Raw genomic sequence first — 16,552 nt, 5'->3', positions numbered from 1 at the left:
CAGAGGTGGGCAGCGGGGGCTGAGGTGGCGGTACGAGGGGTCAGACGGCGGGGGCGTACGCGGGGACCCGGCGGGCGGCGAGGGCCCAGTACGTGAGCGCGGAGACGACCGAGCCGAGCAGGGTCAGGTCGGCGCCGCCGAGCGGGGCCACCAGCGGGCCGGTCCACAGCTCGGAGTCGCAGGTGAGCGCGGCGAACGCCATGCCGGCCAGCAGGGCGGCCATCCCGGCGGGGTGGTAGCCGGCCCGGTACCAGTAGGCGCCCGCGCTCCCGGCGTGCAGCGCGTCGCAGTCGTAGCGGCAGCGGCGCAGCAGCATGTCGGCGAGGAAGACCCCTCCCCAGGGCGCGAACACGATGATCAGCAGGGAGAGGAAGGACAGCAGCGAGGTGGTGAAGTCGGTGAGGAAGAGCGCGGCGAGCGATCCGGCGGCGGTGACCGCGGCGCTGATCACGATGGCGCGGGCGCGGCTCCACGGGATGCCGAGGACCTGGAGGTTCAGGCTGGAGGAGTAGAGGGTGATGATCGAGTTGGTGACGGAGCCGCCGAGCACGAGGGCCAGGAACACCGGCTTGAACCAGCCCGGGAGCAGGCTCTCGGCCCCCGCGACGGCGTCGGTCATGTCGGTCTGGGTGGCCGCGGCGACCCCGGCGACGCCGAGGGCGACGGAGGAGACGAACCCGCCGAGCGCCCCCATCCAGGTGATCGACTTCAGCGAGGTGGTCCGGGGCAGGTAGCGGGTGTAGTCGGCGGGCATCGGCAGGTACGAGAAGGGCCCGGCCAGCATCACGACGAAGGCCAGGCTCCAGCCGGACAGGCCCGGGGCGCCGGCGCCGGCCGGGGCGCCGGTCTCGGCGCCGGGCAGGAGGAAGACCAGCAGCGCGCCGAAGCCGAGGGCGAGGACGTAGGCCATCCAGCGCTCGGCGAACTGCACGGTGGCATGGCCCCACATGGCGACGGCGAAGGTGAGCGCGAGGGTGATCCCGAGCGCGAGGGCCCGTACCGCCGCGCCTTCGCCGAGGCCGACCTCGGCGAAGAACACCTCCAGGGCGAGGGTGCCGACCACGGTGTTGACGATGGTGTAGCCGATGCTCACCACCCAGTTCAGGACGCCGGCCGGGAAGTTCCCTCGGACCCCGAAGGCGGCCCGGGAGATCACGAGGGTGGCGGTGCCGGTGCGGATGCCGCTGAGCCCGGCGGCGCTGACGGCGAAGAAGGACAGTCCGCTGATCACGACGACCGCGGTGGCCTGCCAGAAGGAGAGGCCGAAGGCCACGGCGAGGGCGCCGTTGATCACGTAGGTGAAGGTGAGGTTGGAGCCGAACCAGAGCCAGAAGAGGTCCTGGGCGCCACCGTGCCGCTCGGCGTCGGGGATGGGGTCGATGCCGTGGGTCTCGACCCGGAACACCTCGTCGACGTCGGGGGTCGTGTCCCGCGCCGAGTCCCGCGTCGCGTCCTGTCTCGCATCCCGCGTCGCGTCCTGTGTCGCATCCCGTGTCGCGTCCTGTTGCGTCATGCGCCGTACCCCTGACTGTGGACCCACTGAACCTTGAATGACGTTCTAAGTTCTTGAATGGCATTCAAGATGCGCCGCCGATCGGGACCCCGTCAAGACCCTGTCCGGGATAAGGTCGGGCCACGAAGATCGGGAAGGCGGCAGGGGTGGCGGGAGCGGCGGGAGCAACCGGGACGGCCGGGCCGGCGGGCGGCGCGGCGGGGTCTGCGCGGCGGCGCGACGGGCGGATCGCCCAGGAGCGGATGCTGGAGGAGGCCATGGCCGCGATCGCCGAGGGCGGGCTCGCGGAGCTCACCATGTCCGCGCTGGCCGAGCGGCTCGGCACCAGCGGCGGCCACATCCTGTACTACTTCGGCAGCAAGGACCGGCTGCTGCTGGCCGCCCTGCGCTGGAGCGAGGACCGGCTCGCCGCGGAGCGGACGCAGCTGCTGGCCCGCCGGGTCACCGCGCACCGCAAGCTCGCGCTCTTCCTGGAGCTCTACCTGCCGCGCGGCCCGCGCGATCCGCGCTGGACCCTGTGGATCGAGCTGTGGGCCCGTACCCCCGCCAACGAGGACCTGCGCGCCGCCCAGCAGGAGATCGACGACGGCTGGCAGCGGGACCTGGAGGCCCTGCTCGCGAAGGGCGTGGACCAGGGCCGCTTCGCCGCCGCCCTGGACGTGCCCGCCCGCGCCTCGGAACTGCTCGCGCTGCTGGACGGGCTGAGCACCCGTGTGGTGCTCGGGCAGCGCGGCGCCGACCGCGCCGCGTCCCTGGAGCGGGCCCGCTCGGCGGCGGCCCTGCTCGTCCCGCACGCGTAGGGCGGGCGCGCGCAGGCCCGCCCGGGCACTTCCGTGCGCCCGGGCGGGCCTGCGCCGTTCTCGACGATCCGGGGTCAGGCGCCCCGCGCGCCCTCGGCGTTGCCGTAGTACGCCTGCCGCATCAGCCGCTGCATGTCGTCGATCATCGGCATCCGCGGGTTGGCGGGCGCGCACTGGTCGGCGTACGCGTTCACGGCCTGCTCCGGCAGGGCCTCCAGGAAGGCCCGCTCGTCCACGCCCTCCTGCGCGAAGGAGGCCGGGATCCCGCACTTGGCGCGCAGCTCCTCGACGGCGCGGGCGTACGATTCGACGCCCTCGGCCGGGGTCGCGGCCGGCAGGCCCAGCATCCTCGCGATCTCCTGGAAGCGCTCCGGGGCCCGGTAGACCTCGGCCTTGGGCCACGGGGTGGCCTTGTGCGAGACGGTGCCGTTGTACCGGATGACGTGCGGCAGCAGCAGGGCGTTGGTCCGGCCGTGGGCCACGTGGAAGGTGTTGCCCAGGGTGTGCGCCATGGCGTGGACCAGGCCCAGGAAGGCGTTGGCGAAGGCCATGCCCGCCACCGTGGAGGCGTTGTGCATCCTCTCGCGCGCCTCCGGGTCGTTCGGCCCGTCCACCACGCAGCGCTCGAGGTTCTCGAAGACGAGCCTGATGGCCTGGAGGCAGAGCCCGTCGGTGTAGTCGTTGGCGTACGCGGACACGTACGCCTCGGTGGCGTGCGTCAGGGCGTCGAAGCCGGAGTCCGCGGTCACGGTGGCCGGCAGCCCCATCGCAAGGACCGGGTCGACGATGGCGACGTCGGGGGTCAGCGCGTAGTCGGCCAGCGGGTACTTCCGGGCGGCGGCCGGGTCGGAGATGACGGCGAACGGGGTGACCTCGGAGCCGGTGCCCGAGGTGGTCGGGACGGCCACCATCCGGGCCTTCTCGCCCAGCGCGGGGAACGTGTAGGCCCGCTTGCGGACGTCGAAGAACTTCTCCTTCGTGTCGGCGAACTCCACCTCGGGGTGCTCGTACATCAGCCACATGATCTTCGCGGCGTCCATCGGGGAGCCGCCGCCGAGGCCGATGATCGTGTCCGGCCGGAACTCGCGCATCAGCGCGGCGCCCGCCCGCACGGTGGCGAGCTCCGGGTTGGGCTCGACACCGTCGATGACCTGGACGGCGACGGAGCCCTCGCGGGCCCGCAGGATGTCGGTCACCTTCCGCACGAAGCCCAGCGCCACCATCGTCTTGTCGGTGACGATCGAGACCCGGCCGATGCCGTCCATCTCGCCGAGGTGGCGGAGGGAGTTGCGCTCGAAGTAGATCTTCGGCGGGACCTTGAACCACTGCATGTTGTTGTTCCGCCGCCCGATCCGCTTGATGTTGACCAGGTTGACCGCGGTGACGTTGTCCGACACCGAGTTGTGGCCGTACGAGCCGCAGCCGAGCGTCAGCGAGGGGAGGAAGGCGTTGTAGACGTCGCCGATCCCGCCGAAGGTGGAGGGCGAGTTGGCGATGACCCGGACCGCCTTGACCTTCCTGCCGAACTCCTCGACGAGCGCCTCGTCCTCGGCGTGGATGGCGGCGCTGTGGCCCAGTCCGTGGAACTCGACCATCGCGGCCGCCAGTTCGAGTCCGTGCTCGGTGTCGGAGGACTTCAGCGCGGCCAGCACCGGGGAGAGCTTCTCGCGGGTCAGCGGCTCGCCCTCGCCGACCTCGTTGCACTCGGCGATGAGCAGGGAGGTGCCTTCGGGGACGGTGAACCCGGCCTGCTCGGCGATCCAGTGCGGGGACCTGCCGACGACGGCCGCGTTCAGCTTGGCGCCGGCGCAGTTCGCGGCGTAGGCCGTCGTACCGAAGACGAACTCCTCCAGCTTGGTCTTCTCGGCCGCCGTCACCACGTGGGCGCCGAGCCGCCGGAACTCGGCGAGGCCCTGCTCGTAGATCTCGGCGTCCAGGATGACGGCCTGCTCGGAGGCGCAGATCATGCCGTGGTCGAAGGCCTTGGAGAGCACGATGTCGTGGACGGCGCGGGCCAGCTTGGCGCTCTTGTGGACGTACGCGGGGACGTTGCCGGCGCCGACGCCCAGGGCGGGCTTGCCGCAGGAGTAGGCGGCCTTGACCATCGCGTTGCCGCCGGTGGCGAGGATGGTGGAGACGCCCGGGTGGTTCATGAGGGCGCCGGTGGCCTCCATGGAGGGCTGCTCGACCCACTGCACGCAGTCGGCGGGGGCGCCCGCCGCGACGGCGGCGTCCCGGACGATCCGGGCGGCCTCGGCCGAGCAGCGCTGCGCGGAGGGGTGGAAGGCGAAGACGATCGGGTTACGGGTCTTCAGGGCGATCAGCGCCTTGAAGACGGTGGTCGAGGTCGGGTTGGTGACCGGGGTCATCGCGCAGACGACGCCGACGGGTTCGGCGATCTCGGTGATGCCGTTCAGCTCGTCGCGCCGGATGACGCCCGCGGTCTTCAGACCGCGCATCGAGTTCACCACGTGCTCGCACGCGAAGAGGTTCTTGACGGCCTTGTCCTCGAAGACGCCGCGGCCCGTCTCCTCGACGGCGAGCCGCGCGAGCTCGCCGTGCCCGGCGAGAGCGGCCAGCGAGGCCTTCTTGACGATGTGGTCGACCTGCTCCTGGTCGAACGCCTCGAACCGGCCGAGCGCCGTCAGCGCCCGCCGTACGAGCCCGTCCACCATCTCGTTCGCCTGCATGGCGGGAACTCCTTCGCATCGACACGGCCGGAACGGTTTTCCTGATGCCTCAATTCGACACCCGAAACCGAAAGCCACCGCCCCGACAAAGCCCTTTCCTCCCAGGCCGAAGGACCATTCACACCCACCCACCCACCTGCCACAAAAGCCCCTGACCTGCAACTTCACCCAAGGACCAAAGACCCCTGCACACTTGTGAATCCATTCACAAAGATTTCCCGACCGCGCCCCTCATATTTCCGATCCGAACTCCCGGCGCAGTGCCGCCAGCACCGCCTTGCCGCTCACCGTCAGTTCCGCCGCCCCCTCGAGCCGGTCAAGGGCGCGCTCGATACCGCCCGCGTCGCCGAGGCCGCCGGCCGCCCGGCGGAACGCCTCGGCCGCCACCGCCTCGTGCGCGTCCGCCAGCAGCCGCGACACGGGCACCGGCTCCTCGCGCCACGGCGACGGATGCAGCCACTCCCCGTCCGACGCGTACAGGTCGGCCACCTCCGTCAGCTCGCGCAGCCGAGCCCGCCGCCGGCCGGTGAGCAGTGCGAGCGCGGTATCCCGTACGTCCGCCCCCAGCGGCACGCCCAGCGCGCCGGGCCCGCGTCGCGCCTCCTCCTTCGGCGCCCCCGCGTCCATGAGCGGGGTCAGCGTGGTCAGCCCGGCCGCTGTTTCCCGTGCCAGCGACGGCACCGTGCCGTGCAGCAGGTCCCAGGCCTCGGCCAGCCGACGCTCCCAGCGCTCGGCCCCGGCCGGGTCCAGCCTCGGTGTGGAGGGCAGGGCGAAGCAGCCCCGGTCGGGGTCCAGGTCCTCCAGCGCCAGGGGCACCGGGGGTGCGTCCGGCCCGGCACCGCCCGCCAGGACCCGGACCGGCTGCCAGTCCGCGCTCTCCCCGCCCGGCCCGAAGGTCCGTACCCCGCCGCCCTCCCCCTGTACGGAGAGCCCTTCCGCGGTGGCCCGGATCTCGGCCCGCCCCGGATCCGCGCGCAGCAGCCCCAGGGTGGGCAGGTACAGGCCGCCACCCCCGAGTACCACGGGCGCGGGCAGCTCCAGCCTCCCGCGCACCACGGCTGCGGCTGCCAGCACGGACAGCCTGTGCGCGGGCTCCGCGCCCGGCGGCCTCCCCTGCCGTACGGCGTCCAGGGCGGCGAGCAGCCAGGTGCGGGTGTACGGGTGGTCCAGTACGGCGGCGAGTGCGTCCGGCGCCGCGGCTTCGACGGCCGTGACCAGCTCCCAGGCCCGCTGCCAGTCCGCATCACCACGAGCTTCCAGCTCCGTGTGCAGCCGGACCAGCAGCACCCGGGTCAGCTCCTGCTGGGCAACCGCCAGCGCTGCCGGATCGGTGGCCTCGGAGGCGACCGCGGCCCGGGCGGTGCGCTGCTCGACGCCCTCCACCAGCATCTTCAGGTCGGTGCAGTAGACGGACGGATTGTCGAAGCCGTTCGCGGCGCGGTAGCGGTGCGCGTAGAGGCCGCCGCCGCATGAGCGCACCACCGGGCAGGCGCGGCATGCGGCACTGACGCCCGCGAGGCCCAGCTGCCGGGCCCGGATGCCGGGGTGGGCGGCCACCTCGTCGAAGGCGTGCCGGAAGACGTCGAAGCCGGTGGCGGCGGCTCCCTCGTGGGCGGTCTTGAGCGAGTCGGCCTGCTCCAGGGAGCCGTCGGTCTCGACGACGACCAGGTCGGTGGGGGTCAGGCCCAGGGATTCGGTCAGGCTCGGGCCGCCCCGCAGGGTGCTCAGCAGTGAATCGAAGAGCCGTACGGGCACCGGCCGGCCCAGCCCGTCCCAGTGGTCGAAGAGCCGCAGCAGCCAGCGGGCGTAGGTGTCCGGGCGCCCGTCGGGCCGGGGCGGGGGCGCCTCCCACGTGGCGTGCGGCAGCAGGAAGTCGATGCGCGGCGGTGCGAGCGCGAGGAGCGCGTCGAGCACCGCCGCCGGGTCGTTCCGCACGTCGATCGTGCAGAGCAGCCCCTGGTAGAGGGGGCGGTGGCGGTCCTCGCCGAGGAGACGGACCGCGTCGAGCACGCGGGAGTGGCTGCTGCGGCCGTTCGCGTATCGGCGGTGCCGGTCGTTGGCGGCGCGGTCTCCGTCGAGCGACACCCCGACGCCCACCCCGTAGTCGGCGAACAGCGCGAGGACGGCTTCGTTCAGCCGCAGCCCGTTGGTGTGGACGCGCAGGTCAAGGACCGCCACCCCGTCGAGGGCCCGGGTGAGCGCCTCGCACAGCCGGCGCAGCCGGGCGGGTCCGGCCAGCAGCGGCTCTCCGCCGAGGAGGATGACGGTCACCGACGGCAGCGCGTGGGCGCGCGCGTGCTCGGCGAGCCGCTCCGCGAAGCGTTCGACGGCCGCTTCGGGGATCACCGCGGGCCGATGCCGCCAACTCTGGTCCGCGTGCTCGTAGATGTAGCAGTGGTCGCATGCGAGATCGCATCTGCTGTGCACCTTGACCACGAACTCGCGGAACGGAATGAGGGCTGCGGCGGCACCGGCCCCGGTGGCCTCCATCGCGACGGGGCGCCCCCGCTCAGAGGGAGGAGTTGAAGGTGACCGTCCGGACCGCGGGGGCGGCGGCCCGGCCGGGCAGCACCCGGTCGATGACCCGGTCGGACTCCGCGCCGCCGCGCGCTGCGAGGGAGGCCAAGGAGGCCACGGAGGCCGTCGAGGGCCGGCCGTCGTACTCCTCGTGCACCGGTATGACTGCGGGATTCTGCTGCTGAATGGTCGTCACGGTTCCCCCTCCGGGTCGTGGCTGTGCTTCCATCAGGACATCGAGAATGCTGTCGGGATGAGACTAGGGACATCCGCAGGGAGCCGGTAGACCGCGGAGGCGTGGTGCGCGTCGAGGTGAAGGCAGAGGACGGCCGCAGGCTCGTCGCCGAGGACTGGGGCGACCCGGACGGGCTCCCCGTCCTGCTGCACCACGGCACCCCGGGCAGTCGGCTCGGCACCGCCCTGGGCGACATCACGGAGCGCTGTCCGGGCATCCGCTTCTTCGCCTACGACCGGCCCGGCTACGGGGACTCCGAGCGCGCCCGGGGCCGTACGGTGGCCGATGCCGCCGCGGACTCGGCCGCCGTGGCGGACGCCCTGGGCCTGGACACCTTCGCCGTCGTGGGCCGCTCCGGGGGCGGTCCGCACGCCCTGGCCTGCGCGGCGCTGCTCCCGGATCGGGTGACGGGGACGGCCGCCCTGGTCAGCCTGGCGCCCTGGGGCGGGGCCGGGCTCGACTGGTTCGCCGGCATGACCGCCCACAACGTGGAGCACTACGCTCTCGCCGCCCGCGACCCGGCAGCTCTGGAGCGCCGGCTCACCCCCCGGGCGGCGGCCATCGGCAGTGATCCGGGCAAGCTGCTGGAGGAGCTGCGGGCGGAGCTGTCCGAAGCCGACCTGCCGGTGCTCTCGGACCCCGATGTGCATCGGGCGCTGATGGACAACTATCGCGAGGCGCTGCGCACTTCCGCGTACGGCTGGCTGGACGACAGCCTGGCCTTCTGCCGCCCCTGGGGCTTCGACCCCGGCTCCATCCGGGGCCGGGTCCTGCTGTGGCACGGCGCCGAGGACGCCTTCTCCCCGCTGGGGCACTTCCGGTGGCTGGCCGGCCACATCGACCGGAGCACGGCCGTACTCAAGCCGGGGGCCGGTCACTTCGCGGCTCAGTACGCGCAGCCGGAGGCCCTGGAGTGGCTGCTGTGACGTGGTGCGCCTCCTCGACGGGCGCGACGACCGCCTCGCGCGCACCTTCGAGGCACTGGACGATCCGCTCGTGGGAGTCGCCGACGCTGTCGACGACCTGGATGCGCATGTGGAAGGCCCGCACCTCGTCGATGAACCGCTTGGAGAACACCCCCACGCCGACGGTGTCATAGGTACCGGTGGCGACGAGCGGGTATCCCGCTCCCATCCCGACGAGGCGGAAGTCCACCGTGGGCCGCAGTCCGGCGGAGGACAGCCGCTCTCCGACACCGGCCAGGCTCGTCCACCCGTCGTCCTCACCGGGCTGTCCGGCGGCGGGGTCGCGGGCCAGGGTCAGCCGGTAGTCCACGTGCTCCACCACGACGTTGTGCTGGCCGCCGTTGAGAACCCCGACGCTCCAGTCCTTGCCGGGGCCGGGCAGCTGTCCCGACACGAACTCGGCCCGCCATCCCAGCGCGGGCCGTACGGTACGGGCGTACTGGGCGCGGGCCAGGACGGCGCCGGCCGCGACGGCCAGCAGGCTGGCGAGGGGTTCGGGGCTCATCAGCTGGAGCCGCCAGGGCCACTGGCCGCGGGAGGCCTCGGACATGTTCCCGCGCACGATCTCCCAGACGAGTACGGCGCCCAGGAGGCAGAGCAGCACGAGGGGTGCGGTGAACAGCCAGCGATTGCGCCGGATCCGCCGCTGCGCGTCGGGTGCGGAGCCGCCCCGCGCGGAAGGTGCACTGGCCATGTGCGCTACCCCGTTTCCCCCGAAAGGCGAGCCCCCGCCCGGCAGTTGGGCGGGGGCTCATTGTGCCGCAGGGCGGACGGGTCAGTACACGCTCACGCCGTAGGCGTTGAGGGCCTCGACCGCCGGCTGGAAGAACGTGGTTCCGCCCGAGGTGCAGTCGCCGCTGCCTCCCGAGGTCAGGCCGATGGCGCGGGTGCCGGAGTAGAGCGGGCCGCCGCTGTCGCCGGGCTCGGCGCAGACGTTGGTGCGGATCATGCCGTAGACGATGTCGCCGCCGCCGTAGTTGACGGTGGCGTTGAGGCCGGTCACCGAGCCGCCGTGGGTGCCGGTGGTGGAGCCGCGCCGGGTGACGGACATCCCGACGGTGGCGTTGGCGGCGCTGGTGATGTCCTGGCTGCCGACGGTGCCGGGCGGCACCGGCGAGCTGCTGGCGTACTTGATCAGGCCGTAGTCGTTGGTCGGGAAGCTCGATCCGACGGTCGAGCCGACGGTGGTGGTGTGCGAGGAGTTCGTCCACCAGGTGCCGGCGCCGTCGGTGCAGTGCCCGGCGGTCAGCACGTAGTACGTGTTCCCGCTGCGCACGTTGAACCCGAGCGAGCAGCGCCAGCCCGAGGTGTAGATGGCGTCGCCGCCGGAGATCAGCTTGCGCAGCTTGCCGGGGGTGCGCTCGATGCGCAGGGCAGCGGCGTCGGCCCCGGCCTCCGTGCGGATCCTGGCGATGTCCGCGGCGGAGACGGTGGAGTCGGCGGTGACCACGAGGGTTCCGCTGGCGGGGTCGGTGTACCAGGCGGTGCCGGCGACGTCGGCGCGCTGGACGGAGGCTCCGGCCGCGGCGAGCCGCGCCGCGCTGAAGCCGCTGTCCGCGCTCGCCGCGGTGGGGGCGGCGAGCCCGGCGACGGCCGCCAGGCCGGCGGCCACGGCGAGCAGCCGGGTACGGGTGATGCTCTTGATCCTCACTTCTCGTCCTCCCGGGAGGGATCGGGGGCCCGGCGGACAGTGGGGGGCGCCGGAGCCCGTGAGGCGCAGCCGGGGGTACGGCGGGCGCACAGGATTTCGTCGTGCCCCTGACAAGCCCCCGGAAGGCGCTGTCGGGAGTGTCTCGGCGTCAGATTCGGGCGGCAAGGGCATCTTTCAGCCTCCGCTCGCCCGCCGCGACCTCGAAGGGCAGGGTGTTCCCGGGTGGCGGGAACGGACAGATGAAGTGGTCGGCGAAGGCGCAGGGCGGCAGCACGGTCCGGTTGAAGTCGACGGTGATCGAGCCGTCCACCGGATCCGGGGTCCCGGGCCTGAGGAAGCGGAAGCGGTAGCTGGAGCTCCCCCCGGTGGCGTCGCCGATCACGGCCCAGAGGCTGCCGTCGTCCTCGTCGACGGCGACCTGGAGGGTGTGCCCGGCGCCCCGGTAGGCGAAGCTCAGCTCACCGCCGAGGCCGAGCCCGCGCTCCTGCCCGTCGGCGTTCGCCACCTGGACGGTCCGGTCCTCGGCGTACGGCCGGAAGCGCCCCGGCAGTACGAAGTCCGGGTCGTACGGGGTGGCCTCGATGCCCGCGAAGGCCCGGCGCGCCGCGGATCCGGGGTCGAAGACCCGCACCGCCCACTCCCCCTCGCGCCTGATCACGGTGATCCGGAGGTCGGGGGCGGCGGCGACCCGGGAGTGCGCGGGCGCGGCCTCGTCGGCGGCGAGTACGGCGTCCCCCGTGAAGGGCTCGCCGTCGAGGCTGAGGCCGTCCTCGGCGCAGGCGCTCAGCGCCACCCCGCCCTCGGTGGCGCGCCAACGCCCCGGAACGGCCGGAATTCGACCTTCCGGGTAGTCCGAGAGCCAGTGGGTGCCGATGAGGGAGAGGGGGCCGTAGGGGGCGGACACGGAAGCGACCCGGTGCTCGTGCCATTTCCGCCAGGCGGTCTTCGGATCGTCTGCGTCATCTGCGTCATCGCTCATGCCGCTCAACCCTTCCACACGGGGCCGGACGGGAATCTCCCTGTACGCCGTCCGGCCCCGTGGGCATCTGACCGGGTCTCAGCAGTCGCAGCCGCAGCCGTCGCAGCAGCACCCGTCGCAGCTGCAGCAGTCACAGCAGCCGCTGCAGTCGGGGCATCCGTTGCCGCAGTCGCACGCCTCGCACCACGCGTCCCGCTTCTTGCGGGACCACGGGCCCTCGTGGTCGGTGCAGCACAGCTGGCAGGTGCAGAACAGCCCGATGGAGACCGCGCAGCCGGCGAGCAGCCCGCGGCGCGGCTTCTGCGGGGGCAGGCCGCCGCCGGGCCCCGTGGGCGGCCCGGGCAGCCACGGCCCGCCGGGCCCGCCGGGCCCGCCCGCGCCGCCACCGCCGTACGGATTCCCCCCGTACGGCGCGCCGCCCTGGCCGCCCTGGCCGGCGTACGGGCCGCCGCCGTACGGGCCCGCCTGGCCCGGGCCGTAGCCCTGCGGGGGCGCCCCGTGGCCGCCCTGCCCCGCGGCGTTCATGTCCGCGCGCCCGGCCGTGTGCGCGCAGCCGCCGACCCCGAAGGCCCGGTCCACCGAGGTCTTCAGCTCGTGCACGAGCAGCCGGTGGGCGAGCCCGGCGTCCGCGAACTCGACCTCGCGCAGCGCCAGCCGGATCCCGTGCAGGGCGTCGTCGGCCAGCCGCCGGGCCTCCGCGAGCGGGGTCCCGGTGGCCGTCAGCGGGTTCCAGGCGCCCGCGGCGGCATCCGCGGCCTGGTCCTCGACGGCGTCCAGCAGGTGCGCGAGACGCCCGAAGTAGCGGCCCGCCTCGGCGAGCGCGGGGGCGTTGCCTGGCCGTCCGGCCAGCTGCGCGGTATGGGCGAAGGCGGCGGCGGTCGCGGTCTCCGTGGGCTCGGTCACGACGAGCACCGGCGTGCCGGGCCCGGCGAGCGCCTCGATGCCCTCCTGCCGGTCCACGGCGTCGACGAGGACGGCCGTGTCGAAGCCGATCCGGGCTCCGGCGCGGGCGCCGGCCCGGTCCCAGCCGCGGGCCACCTTGCGGGCGGCCATGGCGATCGGCGCGCGGGCCAACAGCCCGTCGCGGTCCGCCACGTGGTCCCGTACCTTCGCCGAGGCGAGGACGAGCGAGACGGCGGCCGCGAGCCGGGCGCCCTCGCCCTTGGCCACCGCCGCGGTCCGCATCCCGCGCAGCGGGCAGGGGCCCGCCGTGCGGCGCGAGCCGGGCGCCGGCCCGGACTGAGCCTCCGTCAGAACGGAGACGAGCAGCCCGTCATAGTTGGTCACGATCCGGGCGAACTGTCCGTGGTCCGCGCGAAGTGCAAGGCACAGCCCGCAGAGATGGGCCATCCACTCGGTCTTGAAGCGCTCCCCCAGCCGGTGCGTGCAGGGTCTGACGATGCCGAACAAACCGGTCCCCCGTGTGTCATACGCGTGCGTGATGCGCATCGTATCGAGCGGGATCGTTCACCCATACGTCCGCGTCGGTCACCCACACGGAGGCAGCGGTCGTATTCTCACTCAGTCAGCAGTGGTAGCCGCCAGGAAGCTTGACGGTGCAACGGATGTTCTGCACCAGTACCGTCACGAAACCCCTGCGCGGCGGCTATCCACTTGGCGCGTTGTCAGCATCATGGACGACCATAGGGGCAGCGGAGAGAAGACGACTGACCGCGGTGAAAGGAGGCGTCCATGGGTTCGGTACGCAAGGCGAGTGCCTGGTTGGGTCTCGTGGAGGACAGCGACGACGAGCGGTACTACGACGACGACTACGCGGAGGCCGCACAGGGTTCCGTCTCGGGCCCCGGCGACCAGTGGGTCACCGACCCCCGGGTCAGGGTCGCGTCGGAGTCGGCCGTCGAGCAGGGCCGGCGGATCGCGACGGTCACCCCGGACGGCTTCCGTGACGCGCGCGGCATCGGCGAGCTGTTCCGCGAGGGCGTCCCGGTGATCGTGAACCTGTCGTCCATGGACCCGGCCGACGCCAAGCGCGTGGTCGACTTCGCGGCCGGCCTGACCTTCGGCCTGCGCGGCTCGATCGAGCGGGTGGCGACCAGGGTCTTCCTGCTGACCCCGGCCGACACCCAGATCGTGAGCGGCGAGCCCGCCGGCCGCTCGCGCGACTTCTTCAACCAGAGCTGAGCAGGGCCCTCACCGGAAGGCGTCGAGCCCGGTGAGCGCCTTGCCCAGCACCAATTGGTGCATCTCGACGGTGCCCTCGTAGGTCAGCACCGACTCGAGGTTCGTGGCGTGCCGCATGACGGGGTATTCGAGCGAGATCCCGTTGGCACCGAGGATGGTCCGCGCGGTGCGGCAGATGTCGATGGCCTCGCGGACGTTGTTGAGCTTGCCGAAACTGATCTGCTCCGGCCGCAGGGTGCCCGCGTCCATCCGCCGGCCCAGGTGGTGGGCGAGCAGGATGCCCTTGTGGAGTTCCAGCGCCATGTCGGCCAGCTTCGCCTGGGTGAGCTGGAAGCCACCGATCGGCTTGCCGAACTGCTCGCGCGTCCTGGCGTAGTCGAGCGCGGCCTCGAAGCTGGCGCGCGCCGCGCCCATGGCCCCCCAGATGATCCCGTACCGCGCGTGGCTGAGGCAGCCCAGCGGCCCCTTGAGCCCGGTGACGCCGGGAAGCACCGCGTCCGCCGGCAGCCGGACGTCGTCCATCACGAGCTCGCTGGTCACCGAGGCCCGCAGCGACCACTTGTGCTTGATCTCGGGCGCGGAGAACCCGGCCGAGTCGGTGGGGACGGCGAACCCGCGGATCCCCTCGTCGGTCTGTGCCCACACCACGGCCACGGCCGCGACGCTGCCGTTGGTGATCCACATCTTGCGCCCGTTCAGCACCCAGTCGCCGCCGTCGCGCTTCGCGTACGTGCGCATGGCGGCCGGGTCGGAGCCGACGTCGGGCTCGGTCAGCCCGAAGCAGCCGATCAGCTCGCCGGCGGCCATCCCCGGGAGCCAGCGCTGCTTCTGCTCCTCGGATCCGTACTTCCAGATCGCGTACATCGCGAGCGAGCCCTGCACCGAGACGAGGGACCGGATCCCGGAGTCGGCGGCCTCCAGCTCCAGGCAGGCGAGCCCGTACTGCACGGCGGAGGCCCCGGCGCAGCCGTACCCCTCCAGCGACATCCCGAGCGCCCCGAGCGAGCCGAGCTCTCTCGCCAGCTCCCGGATCCCGGGCAGCTCGCCGCTCTCGTACCAACCGGCGATGTGCGGCAGCACCCGGTCGGCGGCCCAGCCGCGCACGGTGTCGCGGATGGCGAGGTCCTCGGGTGCGAGGAGCTCGTCGATCCCGAGCGGATCGGTGGGTACGAAGGGCACGGCGCCTCCTGGTGCGGACCTGCGGTTCGAAACCTAGCGGTGCAAGTTTGTCCTCGCGGCCGCCCGCGGTCCACCCCCCGCCCGCCCGCGCAGCGGCCGGGCCGCGTCGTGCCGGGCCGCGTCGTGCCGGGCCGCGTCGTGCCGGGCCGCGTCGTGCCGGGCCGCGTCAGGGCAGGCCGCCTCGGGCCGGGCCGCGTCAGGCCGGGCGGGCGGCCGGGTCGCGGTCCGGCTTGGCGGCCGCGGGGACGCGGGCGGCGTCGGGGCCCGCCTGGGCGGGGAGGCGGACCGGATCCGGCTCGGCGTCCGGACACTCCATCACCCGCGGCAGCTTCAGCGCCATGACGGCACCCGCCAGCAGCAGCCCGGCGCTGACCACGAGCGTGACGTGCAGCCCGTGCACGAAGGAGTGGCGCGCCGCCGCGTACAGCGACTGCCCCGCCGCGCCTCCGAGCGCCCCCGCGATCTGGTACGCCTCGCCCAGGGAGTTCGCCGCCCCCGCCGCGTCCGCCGCCGAAACCCCCGGCACGTGCGTCAGCCCCGGCGCGTAGGCCGCGTTCATGACGCTGCCGAGCAGGGCGATGCCCATCCCCGCGCCCAGCTGGTAAGAGGTCTCGCCTATGGAGGCCGCCCCGCCGGCCGTGGCCGCCGGCGCCTCGCTCAGCATCGACTCGTACGCCGCGAACAGCGTGGTCTGCAGCCCGAAGCCGAGCAGGATGAACCCGACCGTGAGCAGCACGGGCCGGTCGTGCTGCCCCATGAAGGTCAGCAGCAGCACGGCGAACGCCGTCAGGACGAAGCCCAGCGACACCATCGTCCGCGGCCCGATCCGGGCCAGCGTGTACGAGCCGGTGGCACCGGCCGCCATGGCCGCGAAGGTCAGCGGCAGCAGCCGCAGCCCCGTCTCCAGCGGGCTGAGGTGCAGCACCAGCTGCAGGTACTGGACCGCGATCAGCTCCAGCCCGACCAGCGCCAGCATGGCGAGCACGATGCACCCGACGGAGGTGGAGAACGCGGCCCGCGAGAACATCCGCATGTCGATCAGCGGGTGCGTGCGCCGCTTCTGCCGCCGTACGAAGAAGATCAGCAGCGCCGCGCCCAGCAGCAGCGGCACCAGCGCCTCGGCGTCGAAGAGCCGGCGCTCCGCGCCGATCCGCTTGACCCCGAGGACGAAGCCCAGCACGCCGGCGGCGGCCATGAGCGCGCCGACCACGTCCCACGGCCCGTCGGCGGCGCCGCGCGACTCCGGCAGCAGCCAGCGCCCGAGCGGCAGGATCAGCGCCATGAGCGGGATGTTGATGAGGAAGACCGAGCCCCACCAGAAGTGCTGGACGAGGAACCCGCCGAGCACCGGCCCGCTGGCCGCTCCGATGGCGGCGACGGCGGTCCAGATGCCGATGGCGAGGGCCCGCTCGCGCCGGTCGGGGAAGACCTGCCGCAGGATCGACAGGGTGGCCGGCATGATCATCGCGCCGCCGACGCCGAGCAGCGCGCGGGCGCCGATCAGGACCTGGGCGTTGTCGGCCAGGGCGGCCAGCGCCGAGGCCGCGCCGAAGAGCCCGTAGCCGAGCAGGAGTATCCGGCGGCGGCCGACCCGGTCGCCGAGGGTGCCGAAGAGGATCAGCAGGGAGGCGCAGACCAGCGGGTAGGCGTCGACGATCCACAGGAGCTCGATCGAACCGGGGCGCAGGTCCTCGGTGACGGAGGGGACGGCGACGTGCAGGATCGTCGCGTCGAGCGCGACGAGGACCAGGCTGACGCAGAGGACCGCGAGGACGAGCCAGCGGTTGGCCCCGCCGGAGGCGGCGCGCAGCCGCAGCCGGAAGGCGGCCGCGTTCGTCCCCGACATGCATGTACCTCCCAGATGATCGCTCGCACTCGGCG

Annotated in this window: 13 protein-coding genes; 3 read left to right on the top strand and 10 right to left on the bottom strand. The window is 73.2% G+C overall.

Annotated features, from left to right (window positions below; all coding sequences use genetic code 11):
• Positions 1 to 40: 40 nt before the first annotated feature.
• Positions 41 to 1,513: a purine-cytosine permease family protein gene (locus tag ACFYZS_RS36505; RefSeq protein ID WP_389022585.1), complete on the bottom strand. Its 1,473-nt coding sequence runs from the start codon at positions 1,511 to 1,513 to the stop codon at positions 41 to 43.
• 242 nt (positions 1,514 to 1,755) lie between these two features.
• Here ACFYZS_RS36505 and ACFYZS_RS36500 point away from each other — a divergent pair, with 242 nt between their 5' ends.
• The gene (locus tag ACFYZS_RS36500) at positions 1,756 to 2,313 is read left to right on the top strand and encodes a TetR/AcrR family transcriptional regulator (RefSeq protein WP_389022660.1); all 558 of its coding nucleotides are present in this window, start codon (positions 1,756 to 1,758) and stop codon (positions 2,311 to 2,313) included.
• A 74-nt stretch (positions 2,314 to 2,387) separates the two neighbouring features.
• On the opposite strand, the gene adhE is transcribed toward ACFYZS_RS36500, so the two are convergent.
• From adhE to ACFYZS_RS36485, 3 genes are all read right to left on the bottom strand, one after another.
• On the bottom strand, positions 2,388 to 5,003 hold the full coding sequence (adhE, locus tag ACFYZS_RS36495; RefSeq protein ID WP_389022582.1) for a bifunctional acetaldehyde-CoA/alcohol dehydrogenase: 2,616 nt from the start codon (positions 5,001 to 5,003) through the stop codon (positions 2,388 to 2,390).
• A 231-nt stretch (positions 5,004 to 5,234) separates the two neighbouring features.
• The gene (gene fxsBH, locus ACFYZS_RS36490) at positions 5,235 to 7,493 is read right to left on the bottom strand and encodes a radical SAM/SPASM protein FxsBH, inactivated beta-hydroxylase extension form (protein ID WP_389022579.1); all 2,259 of its coding nucleotides are present in this window, start codon (positions 7,491 to 7,493) and stop codon (positions 5,235 to 5,237) included.
• A gap of 19 nt (positions 7,494 to 7,512) precedes the next feature.
• The gene (locus ACFYZS_RS36485; protein WP_389022576.1) at positions 7,513 to 7,716 is read right to left on the bottom strand and encodes a hypothetical protein; all 204 of its coding nucleotides are present in this window, start codon (positions 7,714 to 7,716) and stop codon (positions 7,513 to 7,515) included.
• A gap of 104 nt (positions 7,717 to 7,820) precedes the next feature.
• Here ACFYZS_RS36485 and ACFYZS_RS36480 point away from each other — a divergent pair, with 104 nt between their 5' ends.
• A complete protein-coding gene (locus tag ACFYZS_RS36480; RefSeq protein ID WP_389022573.1) occupies positions 7,821 to 8,681 on the top strand; it encodes an alpha/beta fold hydrolase in 861 nt (286 codons plus the stop codon).
• On the opposite strand, the gene ACFYZS_RS36475 is transcribed toward ACFYZS_RS36480, so the two are convergent.
• From ACFYZS_RS36475 to ACFYZS_RS36460, 4 genes are all read right to left on the bottom strand, one after another.
• A complete protein-coding gene (locus ACFYZS_RS36475; protein ID WP_389022571.1) occupies positions 8,614 to 9,414 on the bottom strand; it encodes a hypothetical protein in 801 nt (266 codons plus the stop codon). The genes ACFYZS_RS36480 and ACFYZS_RS36475 overlap by 68 nt on opposite strands.
• Positions 9,415 to 9,495: 81 nt before the next feature.
• A complete protein-coding gene (locus tag ACFYZS_RS36470; RefSeq protein WP_389022568.1) occupies positions 9,496 to 10,371 on the bottom strand; it encodes a S1 family peptidase in 876 nt (291 codons plus the stop codon).
• 148 nt (positions 10,372 to 10,519) lie between these two features.
• Positions 10,520 to 11,350: a DUF1684 domain-containing protein gene (locus tag ACFYZS_RS36465; protein ID WP_389022565.1), complete on the bottom strand. Its 831-nt coding sequence runs from the start codon at positions 11,348 to 11,350 to the stop codon at positions 10,520 to 10,522.
• Between the two features lie 78 nt (positions 11,351 to 11,428).
• Complete coding sequence (locus tag ACFYZS_RS36460; protein ID WP_389022562.1) at positions 11,429 to 12,760, bottom strand: DUF5685 family protein; 1,332 nt, start codon at positions 12,758 to 12,760, stop codon at positions 11,429 to 11,431.
• Between the two features lie 282 nt (positions 12,761 to 13,042).
• Between ACFYZS_RS36460 and ACFYZS_RS36455 the strand changes: the two genes are divergently transcribed.
• Entirely contained in the window at positions 13,043 to 13,492 is a 450-nt protein-coding gene (locus ACFYZS_RS36455; protein ID WP_383519077.1) for a cell division protein SepF, read from the top strand.
• Positions 13,493 to 13,501: 9 nt separating this feature from the next.
• On the opposite strand, the gene ACFYZS_RS36450 is transcribed toward ACFYZS_RS36455, so the two are convergent.
• Together ACFYZS_RS36450 and ACFYZS_RS36445 are read right to left on the bottom strand one after the other, a co-directional pair.
• Positions 13,502 to 14,671 (bottom strand): acyl-CoA dehydrogenase family protein, encoded by a 1,170-nt coding sequence (locus tag ACFYZS_RS36450; RefSeq protein ID WP_389022559.1) that lies wholly within the window; start codon positions 14,669 to 14,671, stop codon positions 13,502 to 13,504.
• A 196-nt stretch (positions 14,672 to 14,867) separates the two neighbouring features.
• A complete protein-coding gene (locus tag ACFYZS_RS36445; protein ID WP_389022557.1) occupies positions 14,868 to 16,517 on the bottom strand; it encodes an MFS transporter in 1,650 nt (549 codons plus the stop codon).
• Between the last annotated feature and the right edge of the window lie 35 nt (positions 16,518 to 16,552).

The sequence above is a fragment of the Streptomyces sp. NPDC001903 genome (genome assembly GCF_042891345.1).
Classification (GTDB): Bacteria; Actinomycetota; Actinomycetes; order Streptomycetales; family Streptomycetaceae; genus Streptomyces.
This window is presented reverse-complemented; position numbering and strand designations above follow the sequence as displayed.

What these genes read in the sequence shown, in the direction of transcription:
- ACFYZS_RS36505 (WP_389022585.1), bottom strand. Translation starts at nt 1,513, where the DNA reads ATGACGCAACAGGACGCGACACGGGATGCGACACAGGACGCGACGCGG.
- ACFYZS_RS36500 (WP_389022660.1), top strand. Translation starts at nt 1,756, where the DNA reads ATGCTGGAGGAGGCCATGGCCGCGATCGCCGAGGGCGGGCTCGCGGAG.
- adhE (WP_389022582.1), bottom strand. Translation starts at nt 5,003, where the DNA reads ATGCAGGCGAACGAGATGGTGGACGGGCTCGTACGGCGGGCGCTGACG.
- fxsBH (WP_389022579.1), bottom strand. Translation starts at nt 7,493, where the DNA reads ATGGAGGCCACCGGGGCCGGTGCCGCCGCAGCCCTCATTCCGTTCCGC.
- ACFYZS_RS36475 (WP_389022571.1), bottom strand. Translation starts at nt 9,414, where the DNA reads ATGGCCAGTGCACCTTCCGCGCGGGGCGGCTCCGCACCCGACGCGCAG.
- ACFYZS_RS36465 (WP_389022565.1), bottom strand. Translation starts at nt 11,350, where the DNA reads ATGAGCGATGACGCAGATGACGCAGACGATCCGAAGACCGCCTGGCGG.
- ACFYZS_RS36455 (WP_383519077.1), top strand. Translation starts at nt 13,043, where the DNA reads ATGGGTTCGGTACGCAAGGCGAGTGCCTGGTTGGGTCTCGTGGAGGAC.
- ACFYZS_RS36445 (WP_389022557.1), bottom strand. Translation starts at nt 16,517, where the DNA reads ATGTCGGGGACGAACGCGGCCGCCTTCCGGCTGCGGCTGCGCGCCGCC.